Annotated in this window: 18 protein-coding genes and 2 pseudogenes; 5 read left to right on the top strand and 15 right to left on the bottom strand. The window is 62.4% G+C overall.

The window, feature by feature from the left end:
• Positions 1–125: 125 nt before the first annotated feature.
• Genes NEZ08_RS22450 through NEZ08_RS22440 form a run of 3 tightly spaced genes read right to left on the bottom strand, consistent with a single transcriptional unit; the run spans position 126 to position 5,433 of the window.
• Positions 126–2,291 (bottom strand): hypothetical protein, encoded by a 2,166-nt coding sequence (locus tag NEZ08_RS22450; protein WP_298111968.1) that lies wholly within the window; start codon positions 2,289–2,291, stop codon positions 126–128.
• A complete protein-coding gene (locus NEZ08_RS22445; protein ID WP_298111966.1) occupies positions 2,288–4,108 on the bottom strand; it encodes a hypothetical protein in 1,821 nt (606 codons plus the stop codon). The genes NEZ08_RS22450 and NEZ08_RS22445 overlap by 4 nt, the downstream gene beginning before the upstream one ends.
• Complete coding sequence (locus NEZ08_RS22440) at positions 4,105–5,433, bottom strand: tyrosine-type recombinase/integrase (protein WP_298112030.1); 1,329 nt, start codon at positions 5,431–5,433, stop codon at positions 4,105–4,107. The genes NEZ08_RS22445 and NEZ08_RS22440 overlap by 4 nt, the downstream gene beginning before the upstream one ends.
• A 389-nt stretch (positions 5,434–5,822) precedes the next feature.
• Between NEZ08_RS22440 and NEZ08_RS22435 the strand changes: the two are divergent.
• A pseudogene (locus NEZ08_RS22435) lies at positions 5,823–5,990 on the top strand (DUF2274 domain-containing protein); the annotation flags it as partial.
• Here NEZ08_RS22435 and NEZ08_RS22430 read toward each other — a convergent pair.
• The 7 genes and pseudogenes from NEZ08_RS22430 to NEZ08_RS22400 all read right to left on the bottom strand — a co-directional run bounded on the left by NEZ08_RS22430 (position 5,962) and on the right by NEZ08_RS22400 (position 10,189).
• On the bottom strand, positions 5,962–6,660 hold the full coding sequence (locus NEZ08_RS22430) for a LysR family substrate-binding domain-containing protein (RefSeq protein ID WP_298111963.1): 699 nt from the start codon (positions 6,658–6,660) through the stop codon (positions 5,962–5,964). The pseudogene NEZ08_RS22435 and the gene NEZ08_RS22430 overlap by 29 nt on opposite strands.
• A gap of 111 nt (positions 6,661–6,771) precedes the next feature.
• Positions 6,772–6,870, bottom strand: a pseudogene (locus NEZ08_RS22425) (LysR family transcriptional regulator); the annotation flags it as partial.
• A 29-nt stretch (positions 6,871–6,899) separates the two neighbouring features.
• Positions 6,900–7,721, bottom strand: coding sequence for an alkylmercury lyase family protein (locus tag NEZ08_RS22420; protein WP_298111959.1), 822 nt, complete (start codon positions 7,719–7,721; stop codon positions 6,900–6,902).
• Between the two features lie 33 nt (positions 7,722–7,754).
• Complete coding sequence (gene merA / locus NEZ08_RS22415; protein WP_298111956.1) at positions 7,755–9,188, bottom strand: mercury(II) reductase; 1,434 nt, start codon at positions 9,186–9,188, stop codon at positions 7,755–7,757.
• Positions 9,185–9,484, bottom strand: a complete 300-nt coding sequence (gene merF, locus NEZ08_RS22410) for a mercury resistance system transport protein MerF (RefSeq protein ID WP_298111954.1) — start codon at positions 9,482–9,484, stop codon at positions 9,185–9,187. Before merF ends, merA begins: the two co-directional genes overlap by 4 nt.
• Positions 9,450–9,710 carry a heavy-metal-associated domain-containing protein gene (locus NEZ08_RS22405; RefSeq protein WP_298112028.1) on the bottom strand — a complete coding sequence of 87 codons (261 nt, stop codon included), beginning with the start codon at positions 9,708–9,710 and terminating at the stop codon, positions 9,450–9,452. Before NEZ08_RS22405 ends, merF begins: the two co-directional genes overlap by 35 nt.
• Before the next feature lie 68 nt (positions 9,711–9,778).
• The gene (locus NEZ08_RS22400; protein ID WP_298111951.1) at positions 9,779–10,189 is read right to left on the bottom strand and encodes a mercuric transporter MerT family protein; all 411 of its coding nucleotides are present in this window, start codon (positions 10,187–10,189) and stop codon (positions 9,779–9,781) included.
• A gap of 60 nt (positions 10,190–10,249) precedes the next feature.
• On the opposite strand from NEZ08_RS22400, the gene NEZ08_RS22395 reads away from it, so the two are divergent.
• The 4 genes from NEZ08_RS22395 (at position 10,250) to hisI (ending at position 13,297) form a co-directional block, all read left to right on the top strand.
• Positions 10,250–10,693 carry a helix-turn-helix domain-containing protein gene (locus tag NEZ08_RS22395; protein ID WP_298111950.1) on the top strand — a complete coding sequence of 148 codons (444 nt, stop codon included), beginning with the start codon at positions 10,250–10,252 and terminating at the stop codon, positions 10,691–10,693.
• Between the two features lie 100 nt (positions 10,694–10,793).
• A complete protein-coding gene (locus NEZ08_RS22390; RefSeq protein WP_298111947.1) occupies positions 10,794–12,140 on the top strand; it encodes an NAD(P)/FAD-dependent oxidoreductase in 1,347 nt (448 codons plus the stop codon).
• Positions 12,141–12,470: 330 nt separating this feature from the next.
• Positions 12,471–12,758, top strand: a complete 288-nt coding sequence (locus NEZ08_RS22385) for a hypothetical protein (protein WP_298111944.1) — start codon at positions 12,471–12,473, stop codon at positions 12,756–12,758.
• Positions 12,759–12,904: 146 nt separating this feature from the next.
• On the top strand, positions 12,905–13,297 hold the full coding sequence (gene hisI, locus NEZ08_RS22380; RefSeq protein WP_298111942.1) for a phosphoribosyl-AMP cyclohydrolase: 393 nt from the start codon (positions 12,905–12,907) through the stop codon (positions 13,295–13,297).
• Positions 13,298–13,852: 555 nt separating this feature from the next.
• Here hisI and NEZ08_RS22375 read toward each other — a convergent pair.
• The 5 genes from NEZ08_RS22375 to NEZ08_RS22355 all read right to left on the bottom strand — a co-directional run bounded on the left by NEZ08_RS22375 (position 13,853) and on the right by NEZ08_RS22355 (position 19,043).
• Positions 13,853–14,548 carry a cytochrome c biogenesis CcdA family protein gene (locus tag NEZ08_RS22375; protein ID WP_298111940.1) on the bottom strand — a complete coding sequence of 232 codons (696 nt, stop codon included), beginning with the start codon at positions 14,546–14,548 and terminating at the stop codon, positions 13,853–13,855.
• Between the two features lies 1 nt (position 14,549).
• Positions 14,550–14,810 carry a thioredoxin family protein gene (locus tag NEZ08_RS22370; protein ID WP_298111937.1) on the bottom strand — a complete coding sequence of 87 codons (261 nt, stop codon included), beginning with the start codon at positions 14,808–14,810 and terminating at the stop codon, positions 14,550–14,552.
• Complete coding sequence (locus NEZ08_RS22365; protein ID WP_298111935.1) at positions 14,800–15,231, bottom strand: heavy metal-responsive transcriptional regulator; 432 nt, start codon at positions 15,229–15,231, stop codon at positions 14,800–14,802. Before NEZ08_RS22365 ends, NEZ08_RS22370 begins: the two co-directional genes overlap by 11 nt.
• An 86-nt stretch (positions 15,232–15,317) precedes the next feature.
• Complete coding sequence (locus NEZ08_RS22360; RefSeq protein ID WP_298112026.1) at positions 15,318–16,556, bottom strand: MFS transporter; 1,239 nt, start codon at positions 16,554–16,556, stop codon at positions 15,318–15,320.
• A 33-nt stretch (positions 16,557–16,589) separates the two neighbouring features.
• A complete protein-coding gene (locus NEZ08_RS22355; RefSeq protein ID WP_298111932.1) occupies positions 16,590–19,043 on the bottom strand; it encodes a cation-translocating P-type ATPase in 2,454 nt (817 codons plus the stop codon).
• Between the last annotated feature and the right edge of the window lies 1 nt (position 19,044).

Genomic DNA, 19,044 nt, shown 5'->3' with positions numbered 1-19,044 from the left:
GCGCGAGAGTCCGGCCTCCGATGCCAAGCGGGTAATTGTGAATGTCGTCTGGACATCGCCGCTGCCTATCAGCCGCGATATGGCTGCCTCAATGGACGAGGCGGCGGCAGCGCTGATTGGCTTGGTCATTCTGGTGTTCCTTCGAGGAGTGGCGCGATGAGCCGCCGCTTGCGCTCATTGTCCTCTGTCAGAACCTGGCGCTGCAGCGACGAGAGCCGCCGATCCTGGAGCAGATGTTCGCCCTCGGCGATCGACGCCTGCCAAGGCGCCAGATGACGACGCGTGACACAGGCGTTTGGGCAACGATCCGGTCGGCAGTGGGATAGTGCCGGAGCGCTTCGGTCGGTCGTGGCGTTCTCACGGTCGAGGCAGAGCGCCGTATCGGGATCGAAGAAACAGTCGGCCAGCAGACCGACGTGGAGCGCGCGCCCGAGATGTCCGAGCATCGATCGCAGTCGCTGTGCATCGACGATGCGGCCCGGCAGATCGCCGAGTTCATCGCGGATCCGTGCGAACTCGTTCCGCAGTCGCGCCGCTGCTGGCCCCGCTGGAGGCAGTCCGCGCTTGATCGCTTCCTCGTAATGTTCGACCACATCATCGATCTGGCCGAGCGCGCGTTCCTGCTCGACCTCGCGGCGAAAGCCCGATGGACTGGAGCCGGAATAGCCCTCGAACATGGCGATCGACGCATGCTTGTACTGAATCTTGCCCGCCACGGTGCCGAACGGCCGGTTGGCGATGTACCAGGCGAGCGTCCTTCGAAACTGACGGGGTGTGAACCACCATGGGCCACCCTCGACGTGTGGGATCGCCGGCTCCTCGGGCGAGCGAGCATCGAGGTGGTCACGAAAGCCGTTGATGAGGCCGATCACACCGCCGCGAAGCACGGTCATCTTGCCATTGTGCATCGCAAGGGCCTGCCAGATGGTATCGGCACCGCGGACTTCCCGTTGCGGCATGGTGAGGCGCTCCACCACCTCAATCGCGCGCACCACCGGGGCAATGGTCACCCACTCGGCTTCCTCGCCGCTTGTCTCCCGCGCTTTATAAGTGATGCTCTTGATACGATGTCGCTCAACGATCCCGTCGGCGCTTCGGCCGAGCGACCAACAGCCGACGCGCATGGCCTGCAGTTCGCTATCGCGCATGCCCGTCAGGTAGGCGCAGATGACATAGGCTGCGGCTTGCAGCATCCGTTCTTCTTCGGCGATGCTGCGTTCGTCGAACCGCTCTCGCCAGGGCAAGCCGGTATCCGGGTCGACCGCGATAGTGCTATCCATGCCGCCGATCTCTCCGCCGAGACGCTCGATGGCGCGCTCCAAGCGCCTGCGGAGCGCCGGGCGAGAAATCAGGAGGCGCTTATCGCAGCCGAGTTGGAGGGCGATCAGATGAAAGTTGATGGCGGGCTCCAGCATGCCGGTCGACTGGCTTTGCGGCTTGCGCCGACCGCCCCGGTCGAAGGCGGAAATGGGAATGCCGCGACCGTCGGCACAACGCCGGCCGATATACACGTCGAGCCGATCAATGAGCGCAGCAGGTACCTCGGCGCTGTCGCGCAGATGTATGGCTTGTTCCAGCCGGTCGAGTTCGGCGCGGGCGGCGAAGATGTCGATGGCGAAGAGATCGACATACTTCAACGACCATCGCAATAGCGCACCAATGACCGGCTCCGGGATGCGCGGCGTGCGGTTCTCGGCCACCATCGGTCGCGGCGGCAGCCCGGCGACCCGCGCTGCGGGACGGCCTCGCCAGGGACGGCAGCAAAAGCCGCCGAGCGTCAGAAATGACGAATAGCGATCGAGTTCGATCGGTACGTCGAGCAGATGAGCGACGCGTTCGGCGGTTCGCCTCCGCTCGCGCCGAAGCTCAGCGAGATAAGCGTCGAGCATTGCTTGATCGACCAGGTGCATTCCGAACGCGCCAGCATGCCGCGCAACGAACTGCATGAAGCCGCTCAGGTCCGTCAGCGTTGCGCGGGCGATCGTCGGCGCCATGCGAACCCGCGTCGGGCAGGGCGAAGGCTCGTTCAGCCGCGCCCAGATGAACTCTTTGGCGGTCAAACGCTGCAGCGGATCGTCGAGCACGGCGAAGTTGACGGCTGTAAGCGCATGCGGTGCGTTCTCACGGAAGACCGCGGAAGCGAGATCCCAGCGGTCGTCGCCAAAGCGCGACAAGCTGGCCTCATTCGTTCCCGGCTTGAGGGCGTGCGTCGCCAACACCAGTTCGTCGTCGCGCCGCATCCGCGAAACGACGCCTCTGGTATTGGGCGACGGAGCAGAAATCGCCGTCACGTCGCGCTCGCTTCCGGCGGCAGGTAGACGATGCCTGGCGTTGCTTCGGCCTCGGTGCGCGCAGCGGTAACCACCGCCTTCGGGAAGGCGGGCAGGATCTGGTCGCGGATGCGTCGATAAGCCCGACCGAACTTGGCCTCCCAATCGGCTTCAGCGAGTGCCTCCCGCTGCGCAACTGTAAATGCAAGAAAGGCGATTAGCGCCGGAATCTTGCGGGCGGTGATGACGGCATTGCTGCAGTCGAGGCAACTCCAGAACGGCGATGGACAGGCGTCGCCCTTCGCCGCGAACGGACTGTCGTAGAAACTGGCGCAGCCGGCGAGCCACAGGTCCTGCGCTCCATCGAGGAAAGGTACGATCGCTTCGCCTGCGAGCGTTCCGGGTAGGTCGTTGCCGCCGGGATCCAGGCGGATCATCGCCTCTTCCTTGGGCGTGACGATGCGTGGTTCCGGGTTGGGCACGCGGCGGCTCGCGGCGAGTGCATCCTCGAGCGCAGCAGCGATCGTTGCTTCATGCACGCCCTTGAGCGCGGGAATGTCGGCATAGTGTTCCGCCGCTATCTCGACGGAGTGACCTTGCGCGAACGTCTCGAGCTGGCCACCAGTCTTCACATACCACTCCGCCTTGTAGGTTTTGCGCAGTCGCGAAAGCTCGATGCGGAGGGCGCGGCCCTGGTCATCGACGAGGCCGTATTGACGCACGAAGTAGCGCGGCATGAAATTGGCTCTCGTCATGCCGCCAATCAGGCCGTGGATGCATCCCCAGACCCAGAGCCGATCGGTATCAAGGCGGCGACGGGCTCGGGCAGTGAGCCTGATCGCAAGGCGCACGAGGCCACCCGGCGTGGTCGCCCCGCCGTCGCGGACCCTGACCGTCTTCCACTCCGCACCGTGCGCGCGGCGCTTGAAATATGCGATATCAACAAAACCCTTGGTCGAGTTCTTCAGGCAGTCGGCCTTCAGCTCGCGCAAGCATTCGATCTCGAGCCCTGTCCCAAGCGACAGCAGAATGATGAAGGCGACCACGTCGACCGCCGTCAGGTAGAAGCGGGCATGCGTCGCCGGACAACTCAGATCCACGCGGCGAGACGCTCCGTAGTAGATGGCGCGCTGACGCATGTTGTCGAAGAGCGGATCCTTTGACGCGACCCAACTGTCCCTGTCGATCGCCTCGATGAGCAACTGATAGCGCTCCTGGACTCTCGGATGAAGATCGGCTGGCAACGTCGGCAGCTTGCCTTCCAGCGCGATCCGGCGGGCCGCTTCGACGATCTGCTTGCGTGCCGCGCGCCGGATGTTCGCGGCGACGGCTCCGCTGTAGGCGTCGCGCGGACGGCTGTTCTTGTACGGGTCCAGGCTGAGATAGGTGAGTCGCGGCAGAAGAGCGGAGGGCAGGGAACCCGGCTCCAACTCCTCCATCTGGCGCAAGAGAAGGATCGGACGGGAGAGCAGATGCCGGCGAAAGATGGCGCCAGCGTAGGTGTTGCGCTTCAGCCAGGCTTCATAGCGGTCGAAAAGCGTCGGTTCAATCATCGCGACGGTGTCGACAGCCTCGCCGGCGGCATCGAGGAAGTACAGGAACCGGCGTAGCTGATCGACATGCGTGCGCACCTTGGCGGGCGTGCACACGACACCCGGCGCCGTCAGACTGTCGCGCAGCGCCGCGCCGAAAGCGCGGGCAAGCCGCGGCCGCGAGGAATCGCTCAAGGTGACGGTGACGCGCTTGCCGCTCTCTACCGGTATCTCGAAACGGAGTGCGCCGAGCGGCCTCGCCATGGCGGTCTCGGCCGGCGGAAAGCTTGCCCGCCTGCCGCTCACGACACATCCTTCGTCGAAGCATTGACCGCCGCGCCCCAGCGCTCGGCGGCCGCCTCGACGAGCGCGCGGCTCTCCTCCAGGCTGTCGAGATAAATGTAAGTGCTGGCAATACTGGCATGCCCAAGAAGGCGCTGCAGCTTCTGCAGCGGATCGCCGATCATCCGTCGGTAGGCGGCGGAGCCCGGTTCGTCAGGCGGACCATCGGCCAGGACGGCGCCGATCTGTTCGCGGATCAGCATGGAAAGCATGTGGACGGCGAAGGTGTGCCGCAACGCATGTGGGGTGACATCGAGATCGATGCCGAGAGTGCGGCACCGCGTGCTTGCCCGGCGGAACACTGCCGCCCAGGCAGGCGACGTCATCGGCCGACCCGCTTCGTTCAGCCAGAGGATCATCGGCTCTCCCGACGACGTGACGAGCCGCCTCCGCTCGGTCGGGCTGAGCACATCGAGGCGAACAGATCGGACTTGGCCGGTACTGTCGGCAAGACCAATCGTGCCGCGGGTTGGGCCATCACCAACGACGATCGAACCGGAATTGACATCGCGGAAATTGGTGAGCGCATTGGCGCGCTCGATCGCCACAAAGTCGGCGAGGCGATGCAGAAGCCGCGCTGGTAATCGGATCTCTCGCGATCTCCCGCCTTTGGCGATCGAGGCCGGAAGCCGAAACGGGATCGATCTGGGAGCCGATCGGATCCGATCAGCTACGGGTAATTCGACTATAAGCAGGCTCGCCGCCTCTTCCAGTCGCAGGCCGGTTGTGACGAGCAGTTCCGCGAACAGGGCATTGCGCTCGCCGTGGCGCCCGCTCCATGCAGCGTCCTCACATCCATCGAGCTGGCGGCCCCGCAACCCAACATCCCGGAAAGCAAAGAAATGATCGAGACCGACGAACCGGAGGTCGCCACGTCGGGCGCCGGCTTCGCGGGCACGGACAGTCCTAACCGGTGTTAATCGTCCGCCGCGAACGCGCCGCCACGTCGTACTCGATCCGAATGGCGATGCGGCGATGAGCTCTTCTTCGATTGCCCAGCCATAAAACTTCTCAAGCGCGGCCACAGCACGGTTCCACGAGGCCGCAGAGATCCGGTGAACTGGTGCCGATCGGCGGCGCGCGGCATGATAGGCTGCGACATCTTCGCGATCGGCCTGCCAGATCGGCTTGCTCCCCCGCCGCTCGCAGAGGAATCGCATCCAAACCAGAAGATCACGGGCATACGCCCTGAGACTGTTCGACGAGCGCACGCCCATCGTAGGACAGGTCCGAAAGAAGCGATTGAGATCGACGTCGTAGCCGCCGCAATCATCCAGAATGAATGGCATGCCGTCGCTGAGTCCTGTTGCCTCCACCGCCGCGATCGTCTCCGCCTGGAGTTCGTGCGTGACACCATCAACGATTGCTGAGCGGCGCAACATCGCGAGGTCTGTGAAGTAAAGTTGCGGCATTCGCTCTCCAAAACGGAGCGCCTTCGGCGCAAAGCCCTTTATTTAGAATGCGAGGGGTTCCCCTCGCGCTCTCCCGCTCGCCGCGTGGCAGGGGTGCAGGACTTCGCCTGCACCCCATAGCCAGTTTATGGTGTCGCCGCCGCGTCAAGCGTTGTCCTCGCTTCGCTGCGGGAACGCTTGACTCGGACGTCTGACGAGCTTCATCGGCAACCCTGATGACTGATCCGCATGACATGTCTGAGACACGTGCGTAGAGTCAGGATAATGCCCAGGTACTCGCCCGCGAGACAGGAAGATCCGTGGGCGATCCGGTGAAGCTGATTCCGCCGATGATCGAGCGATTCATGGCGACCGACCGAGGATTCGCGAAGGCGCGACGCGACGGCGAACGCGGGCACCCGCCCGCTAGCTCAGGCTCGACGTTGCAGAATTAGCGATCAGTCCCGGCACTGTGACGGCGTTCGATCGTCGCGACATTGTTCTGGCTAGGCTCAGCAACCGCCGTAGAGCCGGATTATCATTGTGCGGCGACCAAATCGCGCAGAATGGCAGAATCTCCTCGCTGAGTGGGCGGTAAACGACGCTGGGAAAGCGCGCCGCGATAGTCGCTTCGCTGGTCAGCGTGAGGCCCTGACCCAGGGCGACGAGATTCATCAGGTTGTCTCGACCGACACGGCAGCGTTCGACGTTGGGGTGGTGCCCAAGGTCAGCGAGGTGCTTCACCAGGTAGTCGTGGATCTCCGGACCCGGGTCGGTCTCACTGACGATGAAGTGTCGGCCTCGCAGGTCCGTCCAAGAAATCTCGCGATTCCGAGACAGGTCGTCGTCGTTTGGCAATACTACGAAGACACGCTCATTCCAAAGATGCGCCAGATCGCACCCGTCCGCGATCGGCTCACCGGTCAGGAAGGCGACATCCAGGTGATGCCGTTGAATCGCGGCGATGTGGCCGGAGGGCCCGCCTTCAATCAGATCGGGGCGGATGGTTGGGTTTGCCGCAGCATAGGCGCGGAGGAGATCGGCGAGAAAGCCGGATGCAAGCGACGAAAATATCCCGATGCGCACGGTGCCCGCTTCGCCGCGCCCAATTGAACCAACGTCCATGGCGGCATGACCGATCTGAGTGATGGCCTTGCGAGCGCGGACAAGAAATCTCTGGCCGGCTTGAGTGAGATCGACACCACCATGGTGGCGAATGAATAGAGCCGCTCCTAGTTTATCTTCCAGATCCCGAATACGCCGGCTGATGGCGGACTCCTGAATCTCAAGCGCCTTCGCCGCGCGTCGGAAGCTACCGCGCTCTGCCGCTGCAATAAAGTAGCGAAGATGGCGCAGTTCGATTGTCAGCGAAGCGCCTTCCTCAACTTGGAAGATGCGCTCGACTCTTCCTCCGACGCTGCGCTAGGCACTGTCAGAACTGGACCAAAGATCGCACGGCCTACTTCCAGGGCCTCTTCAATCGACAACACGACGCCGTGTCGCGGCGGCGTCTGCTGATCAAGCCAACGCTGCAATTTCTCTTCCGAACAGAAGAAGGCGATCGACGGGCAACAAGAGTTTGCCGCCGCACCTCCTTCTTCATAGGCAAAGTCGTACCAGACTACGGCGCCAGCCGGCGACACGTTACGCAAGGTACGACCCTCATCGCCTGTCGTCACCCGGACGCTCCCACCACTTAGCTGGCAGCGGGACTCGACCGTGACGTCGCTGCGATACATTCTACCGACCCCGAGCGCGTCGATGGCGCAGAGGCTGTTCAAGGTGTGGCTCTTCAGTGCGACGTGGTGACCTGTCTGTGTCTCCGTGAAAGGGTAGGCATAGCGGATCGCGTCTGTGCCGGGTTCAAGGCCCACGAGATCGCGCAGTTGCAGCTTGTGCAGAACGACGCGCACGCGTTCCGCAGAGATGTCCGAGCAGGCGGCGATCTCGCTAGCGCGAGGCGGCCGACCGTTCTCGGCGTAAAGGTCGAGGGCCATCCGCCACACCAGATCCTCATTCGGTTCGAGCGCCTGCGACCACTTGTCCAAAAGTCCAGCCCGCGCCGCCATGCGCCCGCTGAGCGCATGCCGCGCGGCCGGCGTGGTAACGGCCGACCAGTCCGGGCGGCATACGCCCGGCCTGATCTCGACACTGAGCTCTTCCGATGTTGTCGCGTCGATCGCCATCACATCTTCCTCGACTGATCGTTTGGCCAATCGTCAGCCCGCGCAGCAGGACAGCTTCTTGACATCCCTGTCGAATGTCTGCGCTGCAAGCTTGAGCCCTTCGACTGTGGTCAAATACGGGAAGATCGTCTCCGCGAGGTCATCGATTGTTAGACCGCCACGAATCGCCATCGTCGCCGTCTGGATACTGTCCGCGCCTTCAGGCGCAAGGATGTGTGCGCCAAGCAGCCTGCGTGTGTCGCCGTCCGCCACAAGCTTGATCAGCCCGCGTGTATCCCGGGCCGCGAGCGCGCGAGGCACGTTGTCGAGCGAAAGCACCGAAGTGCGGACACTGTAGTCGGCGGCACGCGCCTGCGCTTCCGTGAGGCCGACGCTTCCGACCTGCGGATCGGTGAAGACTACCGCAGGCATCGCCGAGTTGTCGTAGCGGAGGCTGTCGCCGTTGAGCGCATTCTTTGCCGCGAGCTTTGCGCCATAGGCCGCCATGTAGACAAACTGGTCCCTGCCCGTCACATCGCCGGCCGCATAAACGCCAGCTTTGGAAGTGCGCATCCGGTCATCGACCACGATCGCGCCCACAGGCGTCCGGGTGATCCCTGCTTCTGGAAGGCCAAGGCTTTCGGTGTTCGGGGCACGACCGGTCGCAACGAGAACCTGCTCGGCCGCAAGCGTCTCTGGGTGTTCTTCCCGAATCACCGTGAGCGCGACGCCATCCTCCGTCCGACGGATCGACTCGTAGGTCACACCGCCGACGACCTTGATACCTTCGTCGGCGAGATAACCGGCGAGGGCCGCCCCGATCTCAGGCTCTGCTTCCGGCAGGAGGCGGCTGCGGAAGACAAGCGTCACCTCGACTCCCACTCGAGCAAAGGTTTGCGCGAGCTCAGCGCCGATATAGCCACCGCCGAGCACGATCATCGAGCGTGGCAGCGCGGTCAGCTCCAGCGCCGTGGTGCTATCGAGGATTGAGATGTCCGTTATGCCCGGGATCGCCGGCAACGCCGGCCGGGTCCCGGTGGCAATGATGATACGATCCGCCGCGAAACGCTTGCCACCGGCGTCGACGCCGCCATCGACGAGGCGGGCACGGCCTTCATGATATGCGATGTTGTTGTAAGATGGCAGGAGATCGGCGTACTTCGCCTGACGCAGCCCCGCGACCAGTGCATCCTTTTGATCGACCTGCGCACCCCAGTCTGCCACCCGCGCCTGCGCGGCGATCCCGGCAAACCTGGGTGCGGCGTTGGCGTGGTGCACCGCTTCTGCGGCCCGGATAAGGGCCTTCGACGGGACGCAGCCGACATTGACGCACGTCCCTCCGATCGTGCCGTGGCCGATCAACGCAACGTGCGCCCCTTGTTCGGCCGCCGTAATCGCGGCCGAGAACCCGGCCGAGCCGGCGCCGACGACGATGAGATCGTAGCGGCCGTTCCCGTTCTTTGCGCTCGGAGCGCAGCAATCACTCATGACTTGAACTTTCCTGTGTTCTTATCCGTCTCGCAGCAGTCAGGGCCAGCTGAGGCAGATGTGTTGCGTCGATAGAGCCCGATCCCCACCAGCCCGAGCGAGACGACAAGAACCGGAATCAGGACATAATCGGCCTTGCCCGCGAGCGCCGAGAGCCCGATCGCTCCCAGCACAATCCCAAGGATTGGAGTCGCGCAGCAGAGCGCCGCCACGACCGCCCCAATGCTGCCGGTTCGAAAAAGGGTGCGACTATTCACGTCATCAGCCTTTTGTCGCGCGCGCCGGATATCCGGCATTGGTCGACGCCGCAATGAGGGTCGCGACATTAGTGACCGCATCGTCGAAAGTGACCGTTGCCACTGCGGCCGACGTTCCGTTCGCCTCCTGGACCACTACTGCCTTTACGCCTGAGACGCGGGAGAGCGTTTTCTTGACAATCGGGGCGCAGAGTTCGCACGTCGCGTTATCGACGTTTAGGACAACGGTTCTTTCGGCGGCTTGGGCCGCAAAAGGCGAAAGCATGGCAATAAGCGCAGTCGCTGCGAGGATACGTCGGAACATAGGTTTTCTCCTTCAGATTAAGCGGTCGATCAGAGGAACAAGGGCGCCAGTTTCGGGAAGCCGAGTGCGACGATAACGAGCACAGTAGCCGTCCAAAGCCCGATCTTTGCGATGCGACCCGAGCTGGGTTTGGCGCAGTAGGAGCCTTCGGCGCAGGCGCCTTTGGGCTTCCGGTAAACGAGATAGAATCCGTAGCCTAGGAAACCAATCGTCACGGCGGCAAAGATGGGCTGATAGGGCTCGAGGGCCGTCAGGTTACTAATCCAGGCGCCGCTGATTCCCAACGTGAACAAGGCGAAAGGTACAACGCAGCAGCTAGACGCAAGGATCGCGCCGATGATCCCACCAGCTGCAAGCCACCCCTGCGCCTTAACCTTTCCCGCATCCGGCGAGTCGACCAGTTTGGTACTGATATCGCTCATGAAAAAAATGCCCTTCAATTCGAGTCGGACACACGATAAGGTCTGTAGTCACTACAGACTCAAGAGGTTTTTTTGGCCATGACGGATCGCGCTATCGGACGAGGTTTCAAACGTAGTGAGTTGGCGCGTCAGACGGGCTCTAATTTAGAGACAGTCCGCTACTACGAAAAAATTGGGCTTCTTCCCGAGCCGCCGCGCAGCGCTAACGACTACCGCGTTTATAGCGAAGCCCATGTCCGGCGCCTCCGCTTCGTCATGCGTGGACGCGAACTCGGTTTCAGCATCGAGGAAATCCGCGGCCTTTTAGAGTTGGTCGACGGCGGCAAACAGACGTGCGCGGAGGTCAAAGAGCGTACCGAGCACCACCTCAGTGATGTTCGCGCAAAGATCGCAGACCTCAGACGGATCGAAAAAATTCTAGCCCAAACCGCTGCACGGTGTTCGGGTGACGCCATTCCGGAATGCCCGATCCTCGATGCGCTTTCGTCATATCCAGACGTTGGCGATGCGGGGCACCGTTGAGGCCGCGGAAATTGTCGGCCGTTTCGCCGTTGAAGCCTAGTTGCGGCTGCGAAAGTTAGCTCGGCAATGCGCCCACGACGAATAAATAGGAGAGAGACGAATGGCGAACCAATTCGACCTTGTAGTCATAGGAACCGGCACGGCAGCCATGGCCGCCGCGATGCGCGTCCGCGCAGCGGGCTGGAGCGTGGCTGTCATCGACCACCGGCCTTTCGGAGGCACCTGCGCCCTGCGGGGCTGCGACCCGAAAAAGATGCTTGTCGGCGGCGCCTCGGCTGTCGACCATGTCCGGCGCATGAGCGGTAATGGCGTTGCCGGCGACGTCCATATCGCCTGGTCCGAACTGATCGCCTTCAAGCGTACCTTCACCGACCCGGTCCCCAAAAAGCACGAACACCGTTACGAAGAAAAGGGCATCCATAGCTATCACGGTCATGCGCGCTTCGTAGGCCAGAACAGTCTGACAGTGGGTGGCGAGAGCCTTGAAGCCCGTCACGTTTTGATTGCTGCGGGCGCCGAGCCGATAAAGCTGCACATTCCCGGTGAAGAGTATTTCGTCACCAATGAGGACTTTCTGGCAATGGAGCGGCTGCCCCAACGCATCGTGTTGGTCGGCGGCGGCTATATAGCGTCAGAATTCTCCCACATCGCCGCTCGCGCAGGCGCGCAAGTGACCATTCTTCAACGTGGCGAGCGGATGCTCACGCACTTTGATCCTGACCTTGTCGGCTGGCTCATGGACAAATTCGCCGAGATCGGGGTCGATGTGCGCCTGCGGACCACTGTAGAGGCGATTGAGAAGAAGGGAGCGGGCTTTGTCGTCCACACCTCATCAGAAGGTGGAGGCGCAATCTTTGAGGCCGACCTCGTTGTTCATGCGGCCGGCCGGGCACCCTCGCTGGACGGGCTTGATCTTGAGGTCGGCGGCATCGCCACGGAGAACGACCGGCTCAAGCTGAATGAGCACCTGCAGAGCGTCTCCAACCCAGCCGTGTACGCCGCCGGAGATGCGGCACAGAAGGGGCCGCCGCTCACTCCTGTCTCTAGCCACGACGCCAAGGTGGTCGCCGCTAACCTTCTGGAGGGCAATCGGCATACAGCCGACTATCGCGGTGTGCCGAGCGTGGCCTTCACGATCCCGCCGATCGCTGCTGTCGGACTGAGCGAGGACCAAGCACGTCAGCAGGGCCTGAAATTCCAAACCAAGTCCCAGAAGGCGTCCGAGTGGTTTACCGCCCGCCAGGCCGCAGAGAAGACCTATGGCTTCAAGGTGATGGTGGAGGACGACACCGGACGTATCCTAGGCGCACATCTTGTCGGACCGCACGCCGATGAAGTGATCAATCTGTTTGCCCTTGCGATCCGCCACGACCTAACGGCCGACAATCTGAAGACGACGATGTTCGCGTATCCCACCGGCGCCTCGGATATCGGCTACATGCTCTGAATGCCTTCGCGTCTTCTGGAATCACCGAGGACGGATTCATCTGGCTCTACTCGTTAAAGGACACCGCACTGGCACGCGCGGAGCTTCGACGTAGCTATGCGCTTCGTCGGCGATGCACCAACCCAGGAGCGCGGGCGCGAACATGGTGAAGCCGGGGGCCAGCCAATCGGATCAAACTTTCCGTATTGACCCTGTATTTAGTACAGGGTGTAGCAGTTCTGATGTGACGATCGTCAATGTGAACCAACGAGCAGCGCCGCACAGATGACTTGGCGGCGCCACCAGCGCGGAAAGTGAGGTGTCGTGAACGAAAAGCCAGCAGCCGGGCTTATGACCGCGATTCTCGTCGCGCCATTGGTCGCGCTTTGCTGCCTTGGGCCGATTTTTATCGGCTCGGCAGTAGGTGGTGTCGTGGGCTGGCTTAGCGGACAGGGTCTTGCATTGACCGCCGTGCTGGCATTCTTGGCCGCGGCGATCGGCTACGCCGTGATGCGTTGGCGCAGGGCTTCATCCAATCGAGTGGAAGCGGGCCCGACTTGCGCATGCGATGTATCTGAGGCGCGGCAGGACGTCGAGCTTGATGTCGTCAAGCCTGCGAACGAACGGCGGACCCGTTAATCGCAACGATTCGGGCGGTCCGCAGCGCACGGTGGCGATCGCTCAGGCCGGACGATCATCCATAGAACTGGTACGTCCCAATCAAGAAATGCCACATGCCACTGGAAGATCAGCGACCTGACCCATTAAGAGCGGACCCTACGGAGATGATCGAAGAATGCTCGGCCCTATTGCCAGGGTTCAATGAGGACGGGCTCATTCCCGCTGTCGCGACAGACGTCGCGAGCGGAGTGGTGCTGATGCTGGCGTGGATGAATGCGGAGGCGTTGAACACGACGATCGAGACCGGCCAGGCCTGGTACTGGAGCCGGTCCCGCCAGCGTCTCTGGCATAAGGGCGCGACCAGCGGGCAGATCCAGCAGGTCGAGGAACTGCGCATCGACTGTGATCAGGACGCGGTCTGGCTCAAGGTGCGCGTCGCGGGCGACGGCGGCTGTTGTCACACAGGCCAAACCAGTTGTTTCTATCGCCGAATCGTGACCGGGTCGGAGGGCCCGACGCTCCGCCGGCTATCCCACGCTCGGCCATTGTCGCGCTGAGAGGCCGCCTCGGAAATGAGACAATAAGCTGTACATGCCCGTTGAGGAACATGCTTGTGCAGTTCAACTAACGGCGGAGCGTTTTCGTAGTTCGGCATCGATTGACGCAGCTCCGTGATAATCTCGTTCGCGTACACGCGGCTCATTTCCGACCGAAAGTGAAACGAGCTCACAAGATCGACGGTGCCGGCCGATATCGTGGCTGCTCTGATCTGGGAGATGCGAGTAGGATCGTATCAAACTGCCTCATACTCAGACCCCCATCGTACCTGCGAGCCTGTAGCAACGGGAACACGAATGGCCCTGAGATCGCGCGTGCCCAAGCGACACCTCCCGCTACACGCTCAACCTGGATCGGCGGGCATGGCACAGAGCCATACGATCAAAAGACGCAGCACCCCCCGGCTTCGGCCGCATGGCCTCGCCGCAGCCGTTGCACGGGTCGAAGAACTGAACTGGCCAGCGTTGGTCGGCATAATCTCCACCGTCACGCTTCCGCAGTTCCAGCAAGTAATCGTTGATTGATCGATCATTGACATTCCGGCCATCCACGCTTCACATCGCCAATGTCGGAACCCAAAAGAAATACGCGTTCAGCATGTAGAGGCCGGACGCAATCAGCGTCACGCCACCTGCCGTCTCGAAAATGCGGCGATATGGGGCCAAGCCGTGTAAATTCTCGAGCCAGCCAATGCTGAAGGCGCCAAAAGCAACTGGCAGGGCCCGCCCTATTCCGAATGCGAGCAGCAGAACGGCCCCAATCCACGGGGAGCCGAGCCCTGCCGTCGCCCCAAGCAGTACGATAAGTGCGGGCGTGCAAAACGGGCAGACTGCGATCGAGAATATGGCACCAAGAACGAACGCACCCCAGGAGGCTGTAGGCCGTTTCGCTCTTAACGCGAAAGCCGGCAGCGGCAGCCGAATCCATCCGGCCCACATCAGTCCGAGAACAATCAGGAGAGGGCCGACCACGAGTCCCCACTCTCGTCCGATGAGAGACGCCACCCAGTGGCCACCCAGTCCAGCAGTGAAGCCCAGCGCGGCATGCGTGATAAGCATGCCGAGGATGAACATCGCGCCGAAGAGGATCGCTTGTTTCCTCTCGCGGGCTCTTGTGACGTAGGCGAGCGAAACGGGAATAGAGGCGAGCGCCACGGGATTGAAACTGAAGACCAAGCCTGTGAGGAAGCCGATGCCAACGGCGGCTATACCCGCATGCTCAACCGCCTGTCGGAGTGCATCGGCTTCCATCTCAATTCCTCGTCGTGCTGCGGCGGATAAGAGCGTCGCGAAGTTGATGGGGTGTGGGTAACGACGAGAATATGAGTTCGCCGTCAACGGCGATCGCAGGCAGACTCAGCACGCCCAGTTCGACCGCGTAGTCTAGATCTTCAAGGACATTTAGTTCGCGCCATTCGATGCCTGCGACGGTTCGTTCGGCGGTCGCCTTCAGATCCTCTCGCACAACGGCGCATTGACTGCAGCCTGGCGAATAAAACAGTTCAACTTTCATGACCGGGTGCCGGCATCAAGACTGTGGCTCGTTCCAATGCCGCGATGATGGTGCACTCCTTCACCGGTTGCGCCTCGTCCGCGCACTCGACGATCAATTGATCAAGCGCCTTTGACATCGCCCTCATCACTCGAATCTTGTGCTCGATTTGCAACTTCTTCTCGATCGCTCGCGAGCGAACGTCGCCGCAGCAAGCCTTTTCGCGACCACGCAAAACAAGGAGTTCGCGTATCTCCGCGAGCGTGAAGCCGCAGTGCTGGGCCTGCTTGATGAAGTGAATGCGCCGTGCGGACTCCTTGTCGTAGACTCGGTAGCCGCTTTCGCTCCTGTCAACCGGTTCGATCAAACCTTCTCGTTCGTAATAACGCAGAGTATCAATGCTGACGTCCACCAGCGCGGCGAGCTTCCCAATTTTCAACATTCTTAACCTCCTAAGCCTGACCCTCGACCCTTGAGTATACTCCAGAGTCAAGGATTTTATGAGGGATGTCAGGCCACTCGCCGCGCTTAGGGCTTGGATCCGGCGTCCAGTGTTGCACCAGAGGCGGATCGAACGGGCCGGGACGTGGTCTCGGAACGGAACAAAGCGAAGGACAACAAGGCGACAGCCAGCTCAACGGCCGCGAACAGTCCAAACGCCATCCCAAACCCGAAGCGCAGCAGCTCGCCAAAGATGAGGCTTCCCAAACCGAAGCCGACAAAGAGCGTGAAAACGTTCAAGCCCATCGCTTGCCCGGCACGCTTCCCGCCGAGCGAGGTGACGATTCCGCCGAAGAGTGGCTGGGTCATGTCATAGCCCAAGGACAGGACCATCGCGATGATGGGGGCAAGGATCACTGGGAAACCAAGCATCAGAGCTGCCGCCGCGACCGCGCTCAGAATGAGGCCAATGGGTATCAATCTGGCGCGGCCCCAGCGATCCGCCGCCCGGCCTATCAGCGGCCCGAACAGGAAGCCCGGCACGCCATAACCGAGGAGTGCCAAGCCGATACCAACGGGCCCGATGCCATAGCGCCGCTCGAAATACACGCCGAGCCAGGTGAAGACGCCGGAATGGAACATCGAATTGACGAGGACATAGCCGTAGGTGCGCTGCCCGCGCGGCGCCCCAAGCAAGTCCTTGTAGCCCCGAAAGAGATCCCGGATCGTGCCTGTCACCGGCTGAACCGTGGCGGCAATGACGGTTCGATAGGGCAGAAGGACGAGGAGGAGCGCCGCGCCGGCAGCACCGACGACGACGAACAATCCTTGCCAGCCGACGAAGGGCACGATCAATGCGCCCAACGGTGAACCAAAGGCCATGCCGCCGGCCATCGCGCCGAACAGCCAGCCAAGCGGTCGTCCCCGCTGCTCATAGGGATACAGCCGGCCCACCAGCGCCAATGCGAGCGGAACGACGCCGCTTGCGCCGATGCCAGTCACCATCCGCCACAGCGCAAGCTGTTCAATGGACTGCGCCATTGCGGTCAGCGTAGTGAGCGCCACGAAGGCCGCCAGGGACGTGAACATGACACGGTGGATGCCAAGCCGATCGGCCAGAAGGCCATATGCGAGGGTCGCGATTCCATACGGGATCAAATATGCCGGGACGATGAGTCCTACCGTCTCCACCGGCGTTCCGAAGGCGTTCGACAGTGCCGGTATGATCGGCGCCACCATGTAGGCTTGAAAGAAGATGATGAAGGTCGCCGCCGCTAGCATCTTGAGGAGCCGTTCGCGCTGGAGCTCGCCGATCGCCCCCGACATCGTTTGTTGAATTCCAGTCATGTCATTCCTTACTCAGACCGCCTGCACCGACGCGGGCACGATCGGGCGCCCGACGCTGCGGATCGCGTCGAAAAAGAGCCGCGGGCTACCCCACAGCGAGTTGAGGAAGATCGCCGTGACGCTCACCGCCATTGCCACCATCGCCCATACCGGGTGAATCAAGCCGCTCGCCGCGAGCGGGATGCCTAGGCCATTGAAGAGGAAAGCCAGCGCGACATTCTGGACCATTTTCCCGTAGCTCCGGCGGCTGATATCGCGAGCCTCGGGTAGCGCAGCCAAGCGGTTCGACAGGATGATGATGTCCGCCGCCTCGATCGCGATGTCGGTGCCGCCGCCCATGGCGATGCCGATATCGGCTTGCATCAGAGCGGGCGCATCGTTGATGCCGTCGCCGACCATCGCCACGCGGGCGCTGGCCTGCAGCTCCCGCACGATCCTGGCTTTGTCCTGCGGCAGCACGCCGGCATGCACTTGGTCGATACCGACCTCGCGCCCGACCCGCTGTGCCGCGCGCTCGTTATCACCTGTGACCAGAATCGTTTTGAGACCGGCACTGCGCAACGCCGCAACGGTCGAAATGGCGTCAGGTCGAAGTGCATCGCCCAACGCGATGACCCCCAGCGCGCGCCCGTCCCGCGCGACGGTGATCACCGTGCGCCCTGCGGCTTCGGAAGCTTCGATGCTCTTGTGAAAACCCGTTAGGTCAATGGTCCGGTCCGTGAGAAACCGCGGGCTTCCGACGAGGACATCATCGGCCCCGATGCGCGCGATGACACCCCTTCCAGGGAACGCCTCGAATGATTCAACATCCGGAGGCGTTGCGCCGCGCTCGAATGCTGCCTTCACCACGGCCTGCGCGAGCGGGTGCTCCGAAGATGCTTCGGCGGCGGCAGCTATGGCGAGAAGCTCCGCCTCACTCACATCGACGGCTTCGATCTCGCGCACGACAGGGCGGCCCTCGGTGAGTGTCCCCGTTTTGTCGAGCACGATCTGCTTCACCAGCCGGAAGCCCTGGAAGGCTTCGCCTGTCCGCATGAGGATGCCACGCTCGGCGGCTTGACCGGCGCCGCGCACGATGGAAAGGGGCGCCGAGATCCCGACGGCACAGGGATAGCCCATTACGAGGACGCTCAAGCCAGCGAAGACGGCGCGTTCCACATCGACCAGCCCGGTGGTGAGCCAGGACCCGACGAGCCAGCCGACAACCGCGAACGCGGCGATCAGAAGGACAGCAGGCGTGTAGACCCGCAACACTCGATCGACGAGATGCAGGAGACCGGGCTTCAGCGCCCGTGCGTCCTCGACATGACGGATCACCTGGTTCAGGAAGCTGCCCTCCCCGACCGCTGTGATCTTCACCAGGAGCGTGCCCGTACCGTTGATCGAGCCGCCGATGACTGAATCGCCCTCGAACTTTTCGACCGGGACGGACTCCCCGGTCACCAGCGATTGATCGACGCCCGAATGGCCGCCGACTACAGTACCATCGGCGGGGATGCGATCGCCGGGACGGATCCGCACGAGATCGTCAGCTCTGACGTCCTCGATCGGTACCTCGACCTCCTGGGCCCCACGCACGACACGCGCGGTCTCGGGTTGCAGGTCCAAGAGACGCTTGACCGCCTGGGAACTTCGCGTCTTGACGATGAGCGAAAGCCATTCCGAGAAGATGTGGTAGGTGCCGACCATCACCGAGACGGCGAAGAATGCCGCGGTCGGATAGCCAGGCCGATCGAGCACGAGCCCGATGACACCGCCGGCCATGCCCGCGAACGCGCCGATTTCGAGAAGCACATGCTGATTGAGGATGCCGCGCCGCAGCGCCTGGAAGGCCATGTAGAGAATATGTCTGCCGACTCCGAAGACCAGAGCCAAAGCCAGCGCGCCGGCGAGCCATGGCGCGACATTAGTCAGATATCCTTGCAGGTTGAGATAGAGCAGGCTCAGCGCCATGACGGTGAGCCCGCCAGCGGCACCGATGGCGGTCCATAGCCCGCTTGACCGCAGGACCAAGAACACAAATCCGCCGAGGCTCAAGCAAACCAGAGCCGGCAGAAAGCCGATCCAGCCGACCGTCGGATCCGCGATGATAGGGATGGAGGCAACGCTGAGGACCACAGCGACGACGAAGCGTCGCGCCTCGCGGACAAGATCAAGCTCTTCCTCTTCGAAGGCCCGGAGCTTGCGAGGATCGGAGATGGTATAGCCGATATCGCGCAAGGTCTGCAGCAATTGCTCAGGGCGCGCGACCGCCGGATCATACTCGACCAGCGCCTGCTCGTGCGTGAGACTCACGGCTACCTTGTCGACGCCAGGCATTCGGCCGAGCGCCTTCTCGATCGTGCCGGTGCAGAGCGAGCAATGGAGACCGCCAATCCGGGCACGGATCTTCCGGCGATCGGATCGGGTCGAGGGCTCCTCGCTCCATGGCTGGAAGGACGACGGGGCTGTTGCCGCAAGGCTCATC

The organism is Bradyrhizobium sp. (assembly GCF_027451485.1).
Taxonomy (GTDB): domain Bacteria; phylum Pseudomonadota; class Alphaproteobacteria; order Rhizobiales; family Xanthobacteraceae; genus Bradyrhizobium.
The sequence above is the reverse complement of the archived record's forward strand: the minus strand, read 5'-3'. Positions and strand labels throughout refer to the sequence as shown.

What these genes read in the sequence shown, in the direction of transcription:
- NEZ08_RS22440 (WP_298112030.1), bottom strand. Translation starts at nt 5,433, where the DNA reads ATGCCATTCATTCTGGATGATTGCGGCGGCTACGACGTCGATCTCAAT.
- NEZ08_RS22430 (WP_298111963.1), bottom strand. Translation starts at nt 6,660, where the DNA reads ATGGACGTTGGTTCAATTGGGCGCGGCGAAGCGGGCACCGTGCGCATC.
- NEZ08_RS22420 (WP_298111959.1), bottom strand. Translation starts at nt 7,721, where the DNA reads ATGGCGATCGACGCGACAACATCGGAAGAGCTCAGTGTCGAGATCAGG.
- merA (WP_298111956.1), bottom strand. Translation starts at nt 9,188, where the DNA reads ATGAGTGATTGCTGCGCTCCGAGCGCAAAGAACGGGAACGGCCGCTAC.
- merF (WP_298111954.1), bottom strand. Translation starts at nt 9,484, where the DNA reads ATGCCGGATATCCGGCGCGCGCGACAAAAGGCTGATGACGTGAATAGT.
- NEZ08_RS22405 (WP_298112028.1), bottom strand. Translation starts at nt 9,710, where the DNA reads ATGCTTTCGCCTTTTGCGGCCCAAGCCGCCGAAAGAACCGTTGTCCTA.
- NEZ08_RS22395 (WP_298111950.1), top strand. Translation starts at nt 10,250, where the DNA reads ATGACGGATCGCGCTATCGGACGAGGTTTCAAACGTAGTGAGTTGGCG.
- NEZ08_RS22390 (WP_298111947.1), top strand. Translation starts at nt 10,794, where the DNA reads ATGGCGAACCAATTCGACCTTGTAGTCATAGGAACCGGCACGGCAGCC.
- NEZ08_RS22385 (WP_298111944.1), top strand. Translation starts at nt 12,471, where the DNA reads ATGACCGCGATTCTCGTCGCGCCATTGGTCGCGCTTTGCTGCCTTGGG.
- hisI (WP_298111942.1), top strand. Translation starts at nt 12,905, where the DNA reads ATGATCGAAGAATGCTCGGCCCTATTGCCAGGGTTCAATGAGGACGGG.
- NEZ08_RS22375 (WP_298111940.1), bottom strand. Translation starts at nt 14,548, where the DNA reads ATGGAAGCCGATGCACTCCGACAGGCGGTTGAGCATGCGGGTATAGCC.
- NEZ08_RS22370 (WP_298111937.1), bottom strand. Translation starts at nt 14,810, where the DNA reads ATGAAAGTTGAACTGTTTTATTCGCCAGGCTGCAGTCAATGCGCCGTT.
- NEZ08_RS22365 (WP_298111935.1), bottom strand. Translation starts at nt 15,231, where the DNA reads ATGTTGAAAATTGGGAAGCTCGCCGCGCTGGTGGACGTCAGCATTGAT.
- NEZ08_RS22360 (WP_298112026.1), bottom strand. Translation starts at nt 16,556, where the DNA reads ATGTCGGGGGCGATCGGCGAGCTCCAGCGCGAACGGCTCCTCAAGATG.
- NEZ08_RS22355 (WP_298111932.1), bottom strand. Translation starts at nt 19,043, where the DNA reads ATGAGCCTTGCGGCAACAGCCCCGTCGTCCTTCCAGCCATGGAGCGAG.